The organism is Gilliamella sp. LMG 34362, assembly GCF_984569125.1.
The window spans coordinates 159,502-175,173 of sequence record NZ_OZ474902.1; the positions used below are offsets into that span (position 1 = coordinate 159,502).

At 33.2% G+C, this 15,672-nt stretch carries 15 protein-coding genes; 3 read left to right on the plus strand and 12 right to left on the minus strand.

Annotated features, from left to right (window positions below; genetic code table 11):
• Positions 1-32: 32 nt before the first annotated feature.
• From upp to ung, 3 genes are all read right to left on the minus strand, one after another.
• Positions 33-659: a uracil phosphoribosyltransferase gene (gene upp / locus AC5LWZ_RS00795; RefSeq protein ID WP_086363210.1), complete on the minus strand. Its 627-nt coding sequence runs from the start codon at positions 657-659 to the stop codon at positions 33-35.
• A 161-nt stretch (positions 660-820) separates the two neighbouring features.
• A complete protein-coding gene (gntR, locus tag AC5LWZ_RS00800; protein ID WP_110446919.1) occupies positions 821-1,825 on the minus strand; it encodes a gluconate operon transcriptional repressor GntR in 1,005 nt (334 codons plus the stop codon).
• Entirely contained in the window at positions 1,818-2,510 is a 693-nt protein-coding gene (gene ung / locus AC5LWZ_RS00805) for a uracil-DNA glycosylase (RefSeq protein ID WP_493463823.1), read from the minus strand. Before ung ends, gntR begins: the two co-directional genes overlap by 8 nt.
• A gap of 392 nt (positions 2,511-2,902) precedes the next feature.
• Here ung and grcA point away from each other — a divergent pair, with 392 nt between their 5' ends.
• Positions 2,903-3,286, plus strand: a complete 384-nt coding sequence (gene grcA / locus AC5LWZ_RS00810) for an autonomous glycyl radical cofactor GrcA (protein WP_034902904.1) — start codon at positions 2,903-2,905, stop codon at positions 3,284-3,286.
• 60 nt (positions 3,287-3,346) lie between these two features.
• On the opposite strand, the gene AC5LWZ_RS00815 is transcribed toward grcA, so the two are convergent.
• Genes AC5LWZ_RS00815 through AC5LWZ_RS00830 form a run of 4 tightly spaced genes read right to left on the minus strand, consistent with a single transcriptional unit; the run spans position 3,347 to position 6,322 of the window.
• Positions 3,347-4,402 carry a tyrosine-protein phosphatase gene (locus tag AC5LWZ_RS00815; RefSeq protein WP_493463824.1) on the minus strand — a complete coding sequence of 352 codons (1,056 nt, stop codon included), beginning with the start codon at positions 4,400-4,402 and terminating at the stop codon, positions 3,347-3,349.
• A gap of 3 nt (positions 4,403-4,405) precedes the next feature.
• Entirely contained in the window at positions 4,406-5,674 is a 1,269-nt protein-coding gene (locus AC5LWZ_RS00820; RefSeq protein ID WP_294893176.1) for a PTS sugar transporter subunit IIC, read from the minus strand.
• A gap of 25 nt (positions 5,675-5,699) precedes the next feature.
• Positions 5,700-5,999 carry a PTS sugar transporter subunit IIB gene (locus AC5LWZ_RS00825; protein WP_198222419.1) on the minus strand — a complete coding sequence of 100 codons (300 nt, stop codon included), beginning with the start codon at positions 5,997-5,999 and terminating at the stop codon, positions 5,700-5,702.
• 17 nt (positions 6,000-6,016) lie between these two features.
• Positions 6,017-6,322 (minus strand): PTS sugar transporter subunit IIA, encoded by a 306-nt coding sequence (locus AC5LWZ_RS00830; protein WP_034902898.1) that lies wholly within the window; start codon positions 6,320-6,322, stop codon positions 6,017-6,019.
• A 170-nt stretch (positions 6,323-6,492) separates the two neighbouring features.
• On the opposite strand from AC5LWZ_RS00830, the gene AC5LWZ_RS00835 reads away from it, so the two are divergent.
• Positions 6,493-9,189: a sigma-54-dependent transcriptional regulator gene (locus tag AC5LWZ_RS00835; protein WP_294893177.1), complete on the plus strand. Its 2,697-nt coding sequence runs from the start codon at positions 6,493-6,495 to the stop codon at positions 9,187-9,189.
• An 88-nt stretch (positions 9,190-9,277) separates the two neighbouring features.
• Here the strand turns inward: AC5LWZ_RS00835 and AC5LWZ_RS00840 are convergent, their stop codons facing one another.
• Complete coding sequence (locus AC5LWZ_RS00840) at positions 9,278-10,663, minus strand: PTS transporter subunit EIIC (RefSeq protein WP_493463825.1); 1,386 nt, start codon at positions 10,661-10,663, stop codon at positions 9,278-9,280.
• A 267-nt stretch (positions 10,664-10,930) separates the two neighbouring features.
• Between AC5LWZ_RS00840 and AC5LWZ_RS00845 the strand changes: the two genes are divergently transcribed.
• On the plus strand, positions 10,931-12,130 hold the full coding sequence (locus tag AC5LWZ_RS00845; protein WP_198222411.1) for an enolase C-terminal domain-like protein: 1,200 nt from the start codon (positions 10,931-10,933) through the stop codon (positions 12,128-12,130).
• A gap of 47 nt (positions 12,131-12,177) precedes the next feature.
• On the opposite strand, the gene AC5LWZ_RS00850 is transcribed toward AC5LWZ_RS00845, so the two are convergent.
• The 4 genes from AC5LWZ_RS00850 to dnaJ all read right to left on the minus strand — a co-directional run bounded on the left by AC5LWZ_RS00850 (position 12,178) and on the right by dnaJ (position 15,554).
• Complete coding sequence (locus tag AC5LWZ_RS00850; protein WP_366940014.1) at positions 12,178-12,900, minus strand: GntR family transcriptional regulator; 723 nt, start codon at positions 12,898-12,900, stop codon at positions 12,178-12,180.
• Between the two features lie 192 nt (positions 12,901-13,092).
• On the minus strand, positions 13,093-13,734 hold the full coding sequence (locus AC5LWZ_RS00855) for a peroxiredoxin-like family protein (RefSeq protein ID WP_493463826.1): 642 nt from the start codon (positions 13,732-13,734) through the stop codon (positions 13,093-13,095).
• Entirely contained in the window at positions 13,731-14,228 is a 498-nt protein-coding gene (locus AC5LWZ_RS00860; protein ID WP_086363220.1) for a MarR family winged helix-turn-helix transcriptional regulator, read from the minus strand. The genes AC5LWZ_RS00855 and AC5LWZ_RS00860 overlap by 4 nt, the downstream gene beginning before the upstream one ends.
• 195 nt (positions 14,229-14,423) lie before the next feature.
• A complete protein-coding gene (gene dnaJ / locus AC5LWZ_RS00865) occupies positions 14,424-15,554 on the minus strand; it encodes a molecular chaperone DnaJ (RefSeq protein ID WP_110446910.1) in 1,131 nt (376 codons plus the stop codon).
• Positions 15,555-15,672 lie beyond the last annotated feature (118 nt).

The window sequence follows — 15,672 nt, forward strand, 5'->3', positions numbered from 1 at the left end:
AAACCGGATAAACCGGTCTAAAAATTGAGATTTTATTTAGTGCCAAATATTTTGTCTCCGGCATCACCTAGCCCAGGTAAAATATAGCCTTTATCATTTAGGCGATCATCAATTGATGCCGTATAAAGTTCAACATCAGGATGTGCTTGTTCTAATACTTTGATACCTTCTGGCGCAGCAACTAAAACTAACACTTTGATATTTTTACAGCCTGCTTTCTTCAGTAGATCAATAGTTGCTACCATTGAACCACCGGTTGCTAGCATCGGATCAACCACTAACGCCATTCGTTCTTCAATATCAGAAGTGAGTTTTTGGAAATAAGGAACAGGTTCAAGTGTTTCTTCGTTACGATAAAAACCAACAACACTAATTCTTGCACTAGGTATGTGTTCTAATACGCCATCCATCATACCTAAACCAGCACGTAGAATAGGAACAACAGTAATCTTTTTACCTTTAATACGTTCTACTTGCACAGGGCCACACCAACCTTCAATGGTTACGGTTTCTGTTGGTAAGTTAGCGGTTGCTTCATAAGTTAATAAACTACCAACTTCACTGGCAAGGTTTCGGAAATCTTTTGTGCTAATATCGTGTTCACGCATTAAGCCAATTTTATGGCGAACTAGAGGGTGTTTTACTTCAACAATTTTCATGGGGGCCTCAGTGTTATTCTTTGATGATCTAATTAGTAGGTATAAATAACCACTGAGAGGTAATTTTAGCATAGATATCAAATCATGAAAACCTGAAATCCATCCCAACTTAATCAATAATGTGATAATGATATAAATTTTAGAAAATATTTTAAAATTGATTACAAACTTTCACCATCAAGGTATTCAACAGGTAAATCGATGACCTTTTCAGCAATATTTTCACCATTTATACGTTTCAAGAGTAATTCTGTAGCAATTTTTCCCATTTCAATTCTTGGCGTATGAATGGAAGCTAATTTAGGATTCATATACTGACCAATTTTATGGCCATGAAAACCAACAATCGCAATTTGTTTTGGTATTTCAATACCAATACGTTGACATTCAAGTAATACACCTAAAGCCAAATCATCATTGGTACTAAAAATACCATCAACACATGGATATTCTTTTAATATCTGGTGTAAAAATCTCGCCCCCAAATCATAAGATGAGGCTTCTTTAGTGGCTAATGTTTTAGGCGTTAATCCTGCCTCTTGCATGGCTTTTTCATAACCTTGTTGCCGAATGATACTACGTTGATCTTGTCTTGCACTAAAATAGACTATGTGGCGTCGTCCTTTATTTATCATGCGATGAATCATATTTTTTGTAGCTGTGAAATTATCAAATCCAACCGCCATATCAATGCAAGGCGACACGCTGTCCATAATTTCCACTACTGGGACACCTGAAATTTCAATCATCTTTAAGGTAGCTGGGTTATGTATCCTTTCCGTCAAAATTAATCCATCAATATTATAAGACAGCAAAGAACGCACTCGTAACTCTTCTTTATCAGCGTTATATCCGGTGTGAGTGATCATGGTCTGATAACCTTGCACGTCGGAAACCATCTCAATACCTTTTAAAATATCAGCAAAAACTTGGTTAGTTAACGAGGGAAATACAACTCCAATAGCATGACTTTTGGCATTTGATAACATATCAGGAGCTTTGTTAGGGATATACCCGAGCTTATCAATAGCCGATGATATTTGTAATTGAAGTGATTCAGATACAAGCTTGGGATCTCGTAAAAAACGACTTACTGTCATTTTGCTGACCCCTACTAATTTAGCAATTTCCTGTAAGCCAGGACGGCGTTTCTTATTACTACTCATTAACTTTTTCCGGTAATCGTGGTTGCCAATCGATAGGTGTTTTACCATGCTGTAAAATAAAATTATTGGCTTTTGAAAAGTGTTTACAACCAAAAAATCCACGATGAGCCGATAATGGCGATGGGTGTACCGCCGTTAACACATGGTGTTTTTGACGATCAATAAATTGACCTTTCTTTTGTGCTGGTGAGCCCCAAAGAAGAAAAACAACACCCTCTAGATATTTATCAATTGCCGCAATAACATGATCGGTAAAGGTTTCCCAACCTATTTTGGCATGAGAGTGAGCTTGACCTGCTTCAACTGTTAATACATTATTGAGTAATAAGACACCTTGAGTAGCCCAATAACCTAAATAGCCATGATTAGGTATCGTAAATCCTTCAATATCAGTTGCTAACTCTTTATAGATATTTAATAACGAAGGAGGCGGTTTGATTCCAGGTAATACAGAAAAGGATAAGCCATGAGCTTGATTTGGACCATGATAAGGATCCTGCCCTAGGATCACTACTTTAATGTCACTAAATGCAGTAAAACGAAAAGCATTAAATACATCGTGCTGGGGTGGGTAAATAATTTTACCTTGCGCTCGCTGCGTTGCCACAAACTGCATTATATGTTGAAAATAGGGCTTCTCTTTTTCAGAGCCAATAACATCATTCCATGTTAATTGATTACTCATATTTGACCTTTACAATTGTTTTATCTAGTTCAACACTGGATTTATTGATGATATTAATTATACCTAAAAATACCAATAAACCTACTGATAATCAATGATGAGAAAAGTACTCTTCATTCAACAGTCAATAAGTGTTCAACGAATAAAAAGATGAATAAAATACCTTGTTTAGTTTAAGATCATCAAAATATTACTTAAATTGCAAATGACAATAAAAGATTACCTTTTAATAAATATAAAGTTATTTGCAAAAATCAGGTCAACCCACACAATCAACGGTAAAACTTATCAGATTAATAGCTTTTTTTGACTTTAATCAAATTTTGAAAGTGCTATATTACTTATAAATAATTTAGGACAATAAGGTCCAGATCCATTAGGAGGATTTAAAAATGATTACAGGTATCCAAATTACTAAAGCAGACAATCAAGCACTACTTAACTCTTTCTGGTTATTAGATGATTCAACCAAAGAAGCTCGTTGTGTTGCTGCTAAATCAGTTTACAAAGAAGATCAAATCGTCCCAACTGCGGAACTTGGTCAATTCGAATATCGTGAAGTTCCATTAGATGTAGCACCAACAATTAAAGTTGAAGGTGGTCAACATTTAAATGTAAACGTACTTCGTCGTGAAACATTAGAAGATGCAGTACAACACCCAGAAAAATATCCACAATTAACAATTCGTGTTTCTGGTTATGCAGTACGTTTTAACTCACTAACTGCTGAACAACAACGTGACGTTATTGCTCGTACATTTACTACTAAAATGTAATTTACAGAGTATGAAATAGTATAAATTAGATTAACCCAGTTTAATACTGGGTTAATTTTTTTAATATAGATAATTTTGTTTTATTTTTTCTCTCTCGCTTTCTGTTATTTTTAACGCTTTAGTTAAATATCCCGCAATTGACCCGAATCTTGTACGCATTTCATCAAATGCAGCTTCAAGGTAACTACTACGCGCTTCCATCATAGAATACAAAAAAGCTAAAATTTCGGCATCATCGGTCTCTTTTTTATATTTCTCCATTCTACGCATATTACGAGAATACCTTAATTCACTTGTCATTGCATAATCTAATAATATAGTTTGTTCATCAACGCCTAAAATAGCTAATATAATAGCTATACCGAAACCGGTTCTATCTTTACCTCCTCGACAATGTTGTACTATCGCCAAATTTCGGCTATCTAAAATAATATCAATAAGTTCTCTATATATTTTGGCTGTTTCAGGATTACGGATAAAATCACGATTTTGTTCTTGCATAATTAGCCCAGAACCATCAATAACCATTTTGCCATTTTTGCTTTGGCTTAAACTAATGAGTTCCTGTATTTTTTCATGATCATTACTAGCTTTAGCTGCTAACTCTGCTGAAGATGCATCGGGAATTAAACGAAATGTATTTAGCTGATTATTCCACAAGCGATTGGGTTGTTTGCTGTATTCTTTTTCATTACGATAATCAATAATAGTATGAAAATTTGCCGTATTTAAATATGCGATATCCTTATCAGTCAAATTATGTAAATGATCTGAACGATAAAGATTACCCCATCTAACAGTTTTACCATCACCAGTTCTATAGCCGCCAATATCACGAAAATTATTTGCACCTTCCAATGGCAGAACACGTTCTGCAGTCACATAATTTTGACCATTAATATCAAGGATAAAATAGCAACGTTTATCATCAAGAATATCTAAATCAATGCTTGATTGTGTTGTTTGAGTAAGTACAGTTTTTTCAGCATTTTTTATATCAGCACTATCACTCAAATAAATTTTTACCTCTTGCGATTGTGCTGGTGATTGCCAACTTAGACGCACACGGCTTGGTGTTAATCTTTCAACTGCATTAACTATAATATTATTGTGCATCTATTATTTCTCCGTTGCCGCTTGTTCAATACTGAGTTTTTGTCTATCCATGTAACGAACAAATGGAAAGTAAACCAACATAGCAACAACCAATAATACCACATGCCATATTGCCATTTGCCAACCACCAATCATAAATCCTTTAATAATTTCAGGCGTTCCAGCCGTTGGTAGAGGCATACCATTAACACGAGGAATAATACCAATCAATGTAGCAAAATAAGATAAGCCCACATTAATGGTTCCGGCAAAAATTAAAGGTAAAAATAAAATTGGATTTAATACCATAGGTAAACCAAATTTGTAAGGCTCACTAATACCAAAGCAACCTGGTATAAAGCCAATCTTACCTAAACTTTTCATTTGTTGGCTCTTACAGCGTACTAATAAAATAGATAATGCCAAATAACGCGGTCCTTTTTGTGCATTAATAAATGTCATAGTGACAATAAATGGTAACGCCTGACCTGCTTGAAATGCTTCTAAATTGGCGATATCAAAAGGATAGAATAAGGCATATAAGATAGCCGAAGTCGCCATTGAACCGTGAATACCAAAGAACCATAAAAATTCCGCTAAAAATACAATCAATAACGCTGCCGCTAAACTTGCACCTAAGCCTTGAAGTGGTACTTGAATTATGGAATAAATTAAATTATGTACATTATCAAATTCAGTAAGACCAACTAACGCATTAATTAGAGCAAAGACTACGGCAATAATAAATGCGGGAATAAGACTCGAAAAAGATTTTGAGACAAAATCAGGTACTGAATCAGGCATTTTTATCGTTAATTTACGATTAAGTAAGAAAATATAAAAACGAGTAGCAAATAATCCTACTAACATCGCAACAATCATTCCTCTTGAACCAACATACAAAAGATCAATGGCGGCAATACCGTTGGTTTTCATTGGAGTGATAAAAAGGAAAGCCATTAGCCCCATTAATGCAGCTAAAATACCATCTTTTTTATGTAATTCTGCCATCTTATAGGCAATAGCTACCACGACATAGAGTGAAATCACGTTCATGGTGACTACTGAAGCAACTTTAAAAGCGGATTTTAATCCTGTTGCCACTAATAATGCCTGATAAGATTCAATATTTAAACTATTTAAAACCGCAACAATCGAGCCCACCATCATGACAGGTAATAGCATCATCATGCCACTTGAAACAGCTTGCACAGAATAACTTGATTGAATAGAGCCAATAACTTTTTGCAATTTTGCTCTAAAGCTCATTAGTGTTTCTTTATTATTTATCATAATAAAATCTCTCTTATTAGCTGATTCATTTCTCTAAAATTTCTAAGGCAGTTTTTAACACCTTTTCACCATTCATCGTTCCATAGTCCAGAGAATCAATAACAACTATTGGAATGTCATACTGTTTTTTTAAGTTTTCATAGATATATTCTATTTGCGGCCCTAACATAATAATGTCCAGATCATCATATTGATCTAATTCAGTTTCGCTTACTGCATTAATATTGGCATCAATACCCATTTTTTCCGCAGACTCTTTCATTTTTTTGACTAACATACTGGTAGAGAATCCACCCATACAAGCTAGCATAATGTTATAAGTCATATTAATTACCCCTTTAATTATTTATCTTTTAATATTTCTATAATTTCAATGGCTAAATCTCGCATTGAAATTGCATTCATTAAGTGATCTTGAGCATGAATAATCAGTAACGAAACTGGAATATGATTACCCTGAATCTCGTTTTGAATTAATTCAGTCTGTGTTTTATGCGCAATGGCTAAAAATTTTTTTACTTCTTCAATTAAACTATCGGCTTGTTCAAAATTACCTTTACGAGCAGCTCTAATTGCTTTTAGGCAGCGACTTCTTGCATCACCGCTATTGGTAATTAGTTGCATTACAATCTCTTCATACTCATTCATTAATTTTTCCTCAGTTTGATATATTTCATGTAATAAATAACAGCAATAACCGTGCCAAAACAAAATAAATTAAAAATAATCAATAGTTAATTTTTTAAGTTGCTAATGTGTTTTTATGTGTTTTAATACACATTAAGGAATAGATTTGCTAAAACACATTAGGATGTGAAATGTTAAGAATTGAGATTATTTTCCAAAAATTACAGGAATTAATGCTAAAAAATAGTGAAGGAGTTACTACTTCTGAACTCGCCACATTACTGAATTATTCTCGGGCAAATGTTAGCCACGAATTAAATCAGCTTATTAAGCAAGGAAAAGTGGTTAAAGATAAAGGAAAACCAGTCAAATATTCTATTGCTAAATCTTCGATAAAAACCGAAAACAAACCAAATTTCAAATTTGGTGAATTCAAAAATTTTATCGAATCTAGCACCAGTTTGCATACTTTGATTGAACAAGCTAAAGCAGCTATATTTTATCCTCCTCATGGTATGAATATTTTAATTACTGGTGAGACAGGGGTTGGAAAATCACTGTTTGCCGAACTGATTTATAACTATGCTAAAAGTGTCAATAAAATTAGTCCTGATGCGCCATTTATCCATTTTAATTGTGCTGATTACGCTTCAAATCCACAATTACTTTTAACCCAATTATTCGGCTGTAAAAAAGGTGCCTATAGTGGTGCAATTGATGATCGTGAAGGTTTAGTTGAAAAGGCGCACACCGGACTGTTATTTTTAGATGAAGTTCACCGTTTACCACCAGAAGGACAAGAAATATTTTTTACTTTTATTGATAAAGGCCTTTTTAGACGACTAGGTGATACCGTAGAACGAACCGCACAAGTTCGTATTATTGCCGCAACGACAGAAGATCCTAATTCAGCATTATTGCGTACATTTACTCGTCGCTTTCCTATGAATTTAACAATTCCGCCTTTAAGAGCAAGAACTTTTGAGGAAAGGTTTAATCTAATTCAAAATTTCTTTAATACCGAATCTGCACAATTAAAAGAAAAAATTGTCGTATCAAGTAATGCCCTTCGCGCTTTGTTAGGCTATAACTGCCCCAATAATATAGGGCAACTTGAAGCTGATATTCGTTTTATTTGTGCAGCCGCCTATGCCAAACATATTTCCTACAGTAATTCAGAGTATATTTATATTAATAGTGCTCTATTACCAAATCACATCAGTGAAGCATTATTGATTGAAACACAACATCGTCAAACGTGGAATAAAATCATTGGTATTAATCGAAAAAATATTATATTTCAGGGAGAAAATAATAAGATCCTATATGAAAATAATAAATCGAATGATATTTACGATATCGTAAATCGAAAAATCGCTGAATTAAAAACTCAAGGTAGGGAAAATTTCGAACTCGAAGAAGAAATTGAACAAGAAATTCAGGATTATTTTTATACTTATATTTATAATAATACTAAAAAATATGATAAGAATAAGTTGAAGAATATAATTTCAACTAAAGTATTACGTTTGACTGAAGCCTTAATTGAACAGGCTGAAAACAGTTTACAGTGTAGCTTTAATAATCGTATTTATTATAGTTTAGCTAACCATATCGAACAGACACTAAAGCGAATAAATAGCAATCAAAAGATTAGTCACCCGCAATTAAATAAAATCCGAACGAATTATCCAAATCAATTTAATGCTGCACTTGATTGTCTTACAATGATTGAACACATTATGGATACGACACTGCCCATCGATGAAGCAGCTTATCTGGCCATGTTTTTTATATATGGTACTAATAATCCTATTTTACCTTCAAATAATGTGCAAATTGTCGTTATTGCTCACGGAGATAAAACCGCAACTTCAATCACGAAAACAGCACATGACTTACTTAACATTGAATATGCACTTGCTTTTGATGTACCACTTGATGAATTGCCACAAAAAATTCTCGAAAAAATTATTAACCATATTCAATTAACTAAAAATAAATCAGACATGCTATTACTGGTTGATATGGGATCTTTGAAAAATTTTGGTGAAGAGATAGAGGCAAAATGCAATATTAAAACCAAAACAATTCAACTTGTTAGTACTTTACATGTTATTGAAGCAATTCAAAATGCAATGAACGGATATTGCTTAGAAGAAGTATATGAGAATGTGTTACAAATTCATATGCTTAATCAAGCACCATTAGTATCAGCACCGCAAGAAGAGAGTTTAGTTAATAAAAAATTAGCTATTTTAATTATTAATGTGCCGAATAAAAGTACCAATATCACCATAGATTTATTAAATAATGTACTTTCATACCGACAAAATATCTTAGACATTATTGCACTTAGTTTATCTCACGAAGATGATAAATTATTTAAAGAAATCGAAGAAATTCAGCAAAGTCATACTATTGTTGCTATAGTGAGCCCATTTAACTTTAATACTTCAATAAGTCAATTCGATTTAACATCATTAATTTATCCGGACAATATTAAGAAATTACAGCAATTAATTGATATTGAAACCATTTACTCTTTAATCGAAAAAACACTTTCGAATATTTTATCCAATATTGAACCGCGCGATTTACTAACAGATATTAAGCATTTTAATGAAAATATAACCCGTAAATTTAATATTAGAGTATCAAATAACACTTTGATTGGACTTGTTATGCATATCGCTTGTATGCTTGAGCAAATAATTAATGGCGAGCAGAGCAAAGTTAAATTTATTGATAAACAAAATTATATTCGTAAATATAGGAATGAATATTCAATTATTAAAGATGAATTGGTTGTTTTTGAAGAAAAATATAAAATTATCATTCCTGAAGATGAGATATGCTATATATTAAAATTCTTTAACCACCTTTAGAAAAGGTGGCAATATTAAGCCATACTTTTGATATAACCTGATCGATAAAGCCCGTAATATCACGGGCTGTTATGAGGTTATTTAAAAATTAGACCTGTTTTTTGCCAACAAAAATATAAGCCATTATGAACGATGAGCAAATTGATATTAATACCCCCAATATTGCGAAGATAAAGTACGGGCCAATATAAGCTGGTAAACTAAAGATACTTGATAGGATATAGCCATATAACCTTACACCAAATAACGCAATAAAAGCGGAGGCAATCGCACTACCGGCTGTTGCGGCAATAAAGGCTTTTTTATACTTGGTTAATACACCGAATAGAGCTGGCTCGGTGATACCTAATAATGCAGATACAGCGGCAGAAACAATAACCGTTTTTTCTTGTTTATTTTTCGCTTTAAAATACATAGCAGCGGTCGCTCCAGCAATAGCCATATTCGCCATAAACATCATCGGCATCAACATATCATAGCCTAATTCAGCAAAATTCTGCAACGCTATAGGGGTCATTGCATGATGCATACCCGTCAAAATAGCGACCGGTCGAATTGCTCCAACAATAGCGCCAGCAAACACAGCAGAAACATCAAATAGCGACCGGATAAATAGTGCTAACAATTTACCTAAATAGATACCTATAGGACCAATTACGGTAAGAGCCAATAAACCAGCAATAAATAAAGTTACCGTTGGAGTGAAAACTGTTTTGAGTACATTAGGCATAATTTTATCAACGAATCGATAAATATAACTTAATGCCAGTACAGAGAAGATAATAGGAATAACACTACCAGCATAGTTAAAAATCGATATTGGTATCATATCCAAAAAATAATAAAAACTGGCAGCATCAGGATTAGTTACTAGTAATTTTGCCGCATCAATTAAAGTTGGATACATCAAACAAGCGGCGATTGCAGCGGCTAGATACTCATTAGTTTTAAATATTTTTGCTGCCGAAACCGCTAAGAAGAATGGTAAAAAGTAAAACACACCACTCGCGATTAAATCAATAATAATAACTGTATCACTGGTTTTAGGAACGACTTTTAACGCAATGAGACCTGCAAGTAACCCCTTAATCATCCCCGCGCCAGCAATTGCCGGTACGATAGGGCCAAAAACACCAGACACCGTATCCATAAACAAAGAAACAATGCCTTTACGTTCTTTGGTGGATTCTTTGGATAGTTGTTTAGCTTGACCATTTTCTGGCGTTTGTAATCCTATTTCATCAGCCAGAATGTCAAAATAAACTTTAACTTGAGTACCTACTACAATTTGGCATTGATCACTTTGAAATTGAGCACCAATTACCTCAGTAATTTTTTTAATTTCATCCCAATTGACCTTGGTTTGATCAACTAAATCAAATCGTAAACGTGTCATACAATGCCAAGCATTTTTAATGTTTTCCTTACCGCCAATATTAGCGATAATTTTTTTAATACTTTCTTGTTTACTCATTAGAACCTCAATCGTCCCTAGAATTGGTTTAATTAAAATAATAGAAACTTTAAATTATCAATACAAGAATGAAAAGTTTGATCTAGATCACAAAAAAAGGGGTTTTAACACTGAAATTTACTATATTTTTCAATTGGTATGCTTTTTATCGACAATTTTAATTCAAATTTGAACCAATAATTTTTCACTAATATTTTGCTCTTTACAGATGTGAAAAATATCGGTAATTATATAAAAAGAAAAAATTTTAAAGAGGATTCTAACCCTATGTTACCAACCCTTATCACTGACATTGAATGTATCATTACTAAACCTGATAGACATAATCTTGTTACCGTAATTATTTATACAGATAAAGATGTGATTGGTTATGGCTGTGCAACTTTTCAACAGCGCCCATTAGCCGTAAAAACCATTGTTGATGAATATTTAAAACCGTTGCTAATTGGCCGAGATGCCAATCATATTGAAGATATTTGGCAGATGTTAATGGTTAATGCTTATTGGCGTAATGGGCCAATCATTAATAATGCTATTGCTGGTATTGATATGGCATTATGGGATATTAAAGCCAAACTAGCGAATATGCCTCTTTATCAATTATTTGGTGGTAAATCAAAAGATGCGATAGAAGTGTATACTCATGCTACCGGTGAAACATTGTCAGAACTTTTTAAACAAGTTGACCAATGTATTAGTCAAGGTTATCGCCATATTCGTTGTCAGTTAGGGTTTTACGGTGGCAAACCAGAAGAATTGCATAGTCCACAACAGTCAAGTAGTGGTGCTTACTTTGATCAAGATCAGTATATGCAAAATACTTTAGAGATGTTTAAAAAGTTACGAGAAAAATATGGTTATAAAATCCATTTTTTGCATGATGTACATGAAAGATTATTTCCTAATCAAGCAGTCGCTTTTGCTAAACAAGTTGAGCAATATCAACCATATTTTATTGAAGATATTTTACCGCCTAATCAAAACCAATGGCTGGAGCAAATTCGTAACCAAACTTCAGTTGCTTTAGCGACCGGTGAACTATTCAATAATCCATTAGAATGGCAAGAGCTGATCATTCAACGTAGAATTGATTTTATTCGTTGCCATGTTTCACAAATTGGCGGAATTACACCTGCATTAAAATTAGCTACTTTTTGCCAACCATTTGGGATAAGAGTTGCTTGGCATTGCCCACCTGATATGACACCAATTGGAGCAGCTGTGAATACTCATTTAAATATTCATTTACATAATGCAGCAATTCAGGAATATATTCCTTATTCGGCAAATACACAGGCAGTATTTCCTGGTATTATTGCCGCCAAACAAGGCTATTTATATCCAATAGAGAAAATAGGCATTGGTGTTACACTAGATAAAGCTCAGGCAGATAAATATCCCGTGGTTTATCGACCACATGAATGGACACAAAGCCGCTTGCCCAATGGAGTTATACATACCCCATAAATCAAGATAATGAATATTTTTTAAATAACCTAAGTTGATTGATAAATTTACTTTTTATCATCAACTAATCTTAATTCAAAATTAGGTTTATTAAACGGTGTAATATAAGTACAAGTATAGTGAATATCAATAATTTCACTAATGGCATAAATTGCACCATTATTTAAAAAACACCGATTAATAATTTTCATTGCTGGCATGCCTTTTTTGCATTTGAGTAATTCAGATTCCTGACGATTAATGGCAACAGCTTGATATTGAGTTAGATAATGGGATATCTCATAGCCTTTACTTAATACATATTGTTGAATAGAGTTTTCAATATTTTTTTGTTTCAGATCAGGAAAATATCGACAAGGTAACTTAGAAATCTCAATTTGGGTACCTCGACCGTCAACAAAACGAATACGATGAAACTCCCAAATATATTCATCATCAGTTAGATTAAATGTTTGTTTTTCTTCCAACTGTACTCGTCGTTTACGAAATAAAATCAGTTTAGAGTTGATTTGATCATAATGTTTTTCAGTCAGCGAATTATAAATTAAAGGATTATTTTTAGCTTGTTGATTAATAAAAGCACCCGAACCTTTTTGAACCGAAATAATACCAATTTGCAGCAGTTTTTCTAGCGCTTTACGTATAGTATGACGAGAGACTCCATAACTTTCCGCAAGCTCTCGTTCGGGAGGCAATTTTTGATTAACAAAACTTAATTGTTGATAAATTCGCCCTAACAGATCTTGAGCAATAAAATCTTTTTTCTTTATCTTCACAAGCTGTTACCTTATAACTCACTCACAGCAGAACAACAACGTCATATTATTAAGTATGTTCTCACGATTAAAATGTAACTTTATAGTTTTAATTAAATTTAATATAAAAAGGGATAATATTTTATATTATCCCTTTTTATATCAGATTAGTAACATTTTATATTATTAAATAAATTTAAATCTTTATTAGTTTAATACATTTATTAATTCGGATATATCAGCTCGTTCCATATAATTAGCATTAACATAAGCAAAATAAATCTTTTTATCTTGCCCAATTAAATAAGTTGCTGGTATTGGCAATGTATAGCTATCATCGCCATTAAAATCCAATAAATTAGCACCTAAACTATTATATAACTCTCTAACTTTTTCAGGTAATGTGAATACTAAACCAAACTTATTAGCTATGTTATTTTTAATATCTGATAGTATCGTTATCGACATCGATTTTTCTTGTTTTAACTGTGCGCTAATTGAAGCTTTCTGCGGTGAAATAGCAATAAAATGCATATTTTTAACTTGCTGAATCAGCTCTAAATTATTTTGAAAATGTTCTAATTCTTTTACACAGAACGGGCACCAACTACCTCGAAAGAAACTAATAATTACGGGTTGAGTTTCAAGTAATTTGTATAAATTGATTTCTTGATTATCAGTTGATATTAGTGAAAAGTCTGGTGCAATATCTCCACATTGTAAAGAATGACTATCTAGTTTTTCACTTAACATATCTGCTAATGAGTTATCCAAAATATTTTGTACATCTTGGGGTAATTGGGTAATTAAATCTTGTCTTAATGTTTGTAAATCTTCAATTAGTTTCATTTAACGATTTCCTTTCTTGATACATTTTCATGAATTTGGCTTAATACCTTTTTGAATATAGCAACATCATTATCAGATAAATTATTAGTTATTTTTTCTATCCAAAAACTGTGCTCTTTTAACGTTTCCGTCAATAAATCCATTCCTGCTGGGGTTAAACAAATAATAGAAATTCTTTTGTCATTGTCATCATTTCTTTTTGATACTAGCTGATCATTAATTAGAGAACTAACAAGTGTTGTTGTTGAAGCTTTAGTTATCCCTAATAATTTAGCAATTTCTTGCAAAGATAATTCTTGGTATTCTTTTAATAAAACTAAAATAATTAATCGACTTTCTGAGAGATGATATTTCTGGAGACGTTTGGCACACTCTATATCAATTAGATTAGCAACAGATAACAACGTAAAGCATGTTCGGATCTTTTCTAAATCTACCGTGTTTTGTTTCTTCAAAATATTGCAAAAAGATAAATAGCGATTTTCAAGCTGCATACTTTATATCCATAAAATTAGTTAGCCACCTTACTAATTTAATATGCTAATTAAGATATGGTTTAATGTCAATAAGGGATATTGAATAATAAAGAAAAATATACGATATCTGAAAACAGCAATAATACTATTTAAAAAAGCAGAATAAAAAAATCGAGCCATTATTTGGCTCGATTGTATAATCAATAAAGAATGTTATCCAAAAAATTTCTTCACTTTATCAAGAAAGCTTTTTTCTTTTGGGCTATGTTTTGAGTTTTTATCCGATTTAAAACTTTCGCCTAACTCTTTTAATAACTCTTTTTGTTTGCTAGTTAGATTAACTGGTGTTTCAACTGCAACATGGCAATAGAGATCACCTACAGCACTGCCTCGTAATGATTTAATACCTTTTCCACGTAATCTAAACATTTTACCGGTTTGTGTTTCTGCCGGTATGGTTAGGCTAACTTTACCGTTCAGGGTTGGTACTTCAACCTCACCACCTAGTGATGCTAACACAATATTAATTGGAATTTCGCAATGTAAATTAGTGCCATCTCGCTCAAAGATTGCATGCGGTTTTACTTGTACTTGTACATATAAGTCACCAGCTGGAGCACCATTTAAACCCGCTTCACCTTCACCTGAGAGTCGAATACGGTTTCCTGTATCAACCCCAGCAGGAATAGTAACCGAAAGTGTTTTAGTTTTTTGAACACGTCCTTCTCCATGACATTTTTTACATGGATTTTTAACCACTTTTCCACGCCCATGACAAGTCGGACACTCTTGCTGCACAGCAAAAAAGCCTTGCCGCATTTGCACAACACCCGCACCGTGACAGGTATTACAAGTTACAACATCTGAAGCTTTTTCAGTTCCTTGACCATGGCAAACATCACAATTTACCCAAGTTGGTACTTTAATCTCTTTACTTACACCGCTAGCTGCTTCTTCTAATGTTAATGAAATATTATATTGTAAGTCATTACCACGCGATGCGGCTTGACCTCGTCCTCGGCCACCACCGAAGAAATCACTGAAGATATCATCAAATGCAGAACCGCCTCCAAAACCACCAAATCCGCCGAAACCACCAGCGCCACCTTGCCCTTGTTCAAAAGCAGCATGGCCATACTGATCATAAGCAGCTTTCTTTTGTGGATCGGTTAAGATTTCATAAGCTTCTTTAACTTCTTTGAATTTTGCTTCAGCTTCCGCTTTGTTATCCTGATTTTTATCCGGATGATATTTCATGGCTAGGCGTTTGTAGGCTTTTTTTATCTCAGTTTCACTGGCACTTTTACTCACGCCTAATGTTTCATAATAATCTTTCTTCGCCATAATTAACCTTTAAATTTAATCATTATATAAACAACTAAACGGGCTTGAGTTACCTCGCGCCCGTTTAATGTTTTACATGTTTAAAACTCGTTGCAATAACTCATTAAAAAACATATCA

Excerpts from the sequence above, each read along its gene's own strand:
- AC5LWZ_RS00840 (WP_493463825.1), bottom strand. The coding sequence starts at position 10,663 with ATGAGTAAACAAGAAAGTATTAAAAAAATTATCGCTAATATTGGCGGT.
- grcA (WP_034902904.1), top strand. The coding sequence starts at position 2,903 with ATGATTACAGGTATCCAAATTACTAAAGCAGACAATCAAGCACTACTT.
- AC5LWZ_RS00825 (WP_198222419.1), bottom strand. The coding sequence starts at position 5,999 with ATGACTTATAACATTATGCTAGCTTGTATGGGTGGATTCTCTACCAGT.
- AC5LWZ_RS00830 (WP_034902898.1), bottom strand. The coding sequence starts at position 6,322 with ATGAATGAGTATGAAGAGATTGTAATGCAACTAATTACCAATAGCGGT.
- AC5LWZ_RS00855 (WP_493463826.1), bottom strand. The coding sequence starts at position 13,734 with ATGAAACTAATTGAAGATTTACAAACATTAAGACAAGATTTAATTACC.
- AC5LWZ_RS00845 (WP_198222411.1), top strand. The coding sequence starts at position 10,931 with ATGTTACCAACCCTTATCACTGACATTGAATGTATCATTACTAAACCT.
- upp (WP_086363210.1), bottom strand. The coding sequence starts at position 659 with ATGAAAATTGTTGAAGTAAAACACCCTCTAGTTCGCCATAAAATTGGC.
- ung (WP_493463823.1), bottom strand. The coding sequence starts at position 2,510 with ATGAGTAATCAATTAACATGGAATGATGTTATTGGCTCTGAAAAAGAG.
- gntR (WP_110446919.1), bottom strand. The coding sequence starts at position 1,825 with ATGAGTAGTAATAAGAAACGCCGTCCTGGCTTACAGGAAATTGCTAAA.
- AC5LWZ_RS00820 (WP_294893176.1), bottom strand. The coding sequence starts at position 5,674 with ATGATAAATAATAAAGAAACACTAATGAGCTTTAGAGCAAAATTGCAA.
- AC5LWZ_RS00835 (WP_294893177.1), top strand. The coding sequence starts at position 6,493 with ATGTTAAGAATTGAGATTATTTTCCAAAAATTACAGGAATTAATGCTA.
- AC5LWZ_RS00815 (WP_493463824.1), bottom strand. The coding sequence starts at position 4,402 with ATGCACAATAATATTATAGTTAATGCAGTTGAAAGATTAACACCAAGC.
- AC5LWZ_RS00860 (WP_086363220.1), bottom strand. The coding sequence starts at position 14,228 with ATGCAGCTTGAAAATCGCTATTTATCTTTTTGCAATATTTTGAAGAAA.
- dnaJ (WP_110446910.1), bottom strand. The coding sequence starts at position 15,554 with ATGGCGAAGAAAGATTATTATGAAACATTAGGCGTGAGTAAAAGTGCC.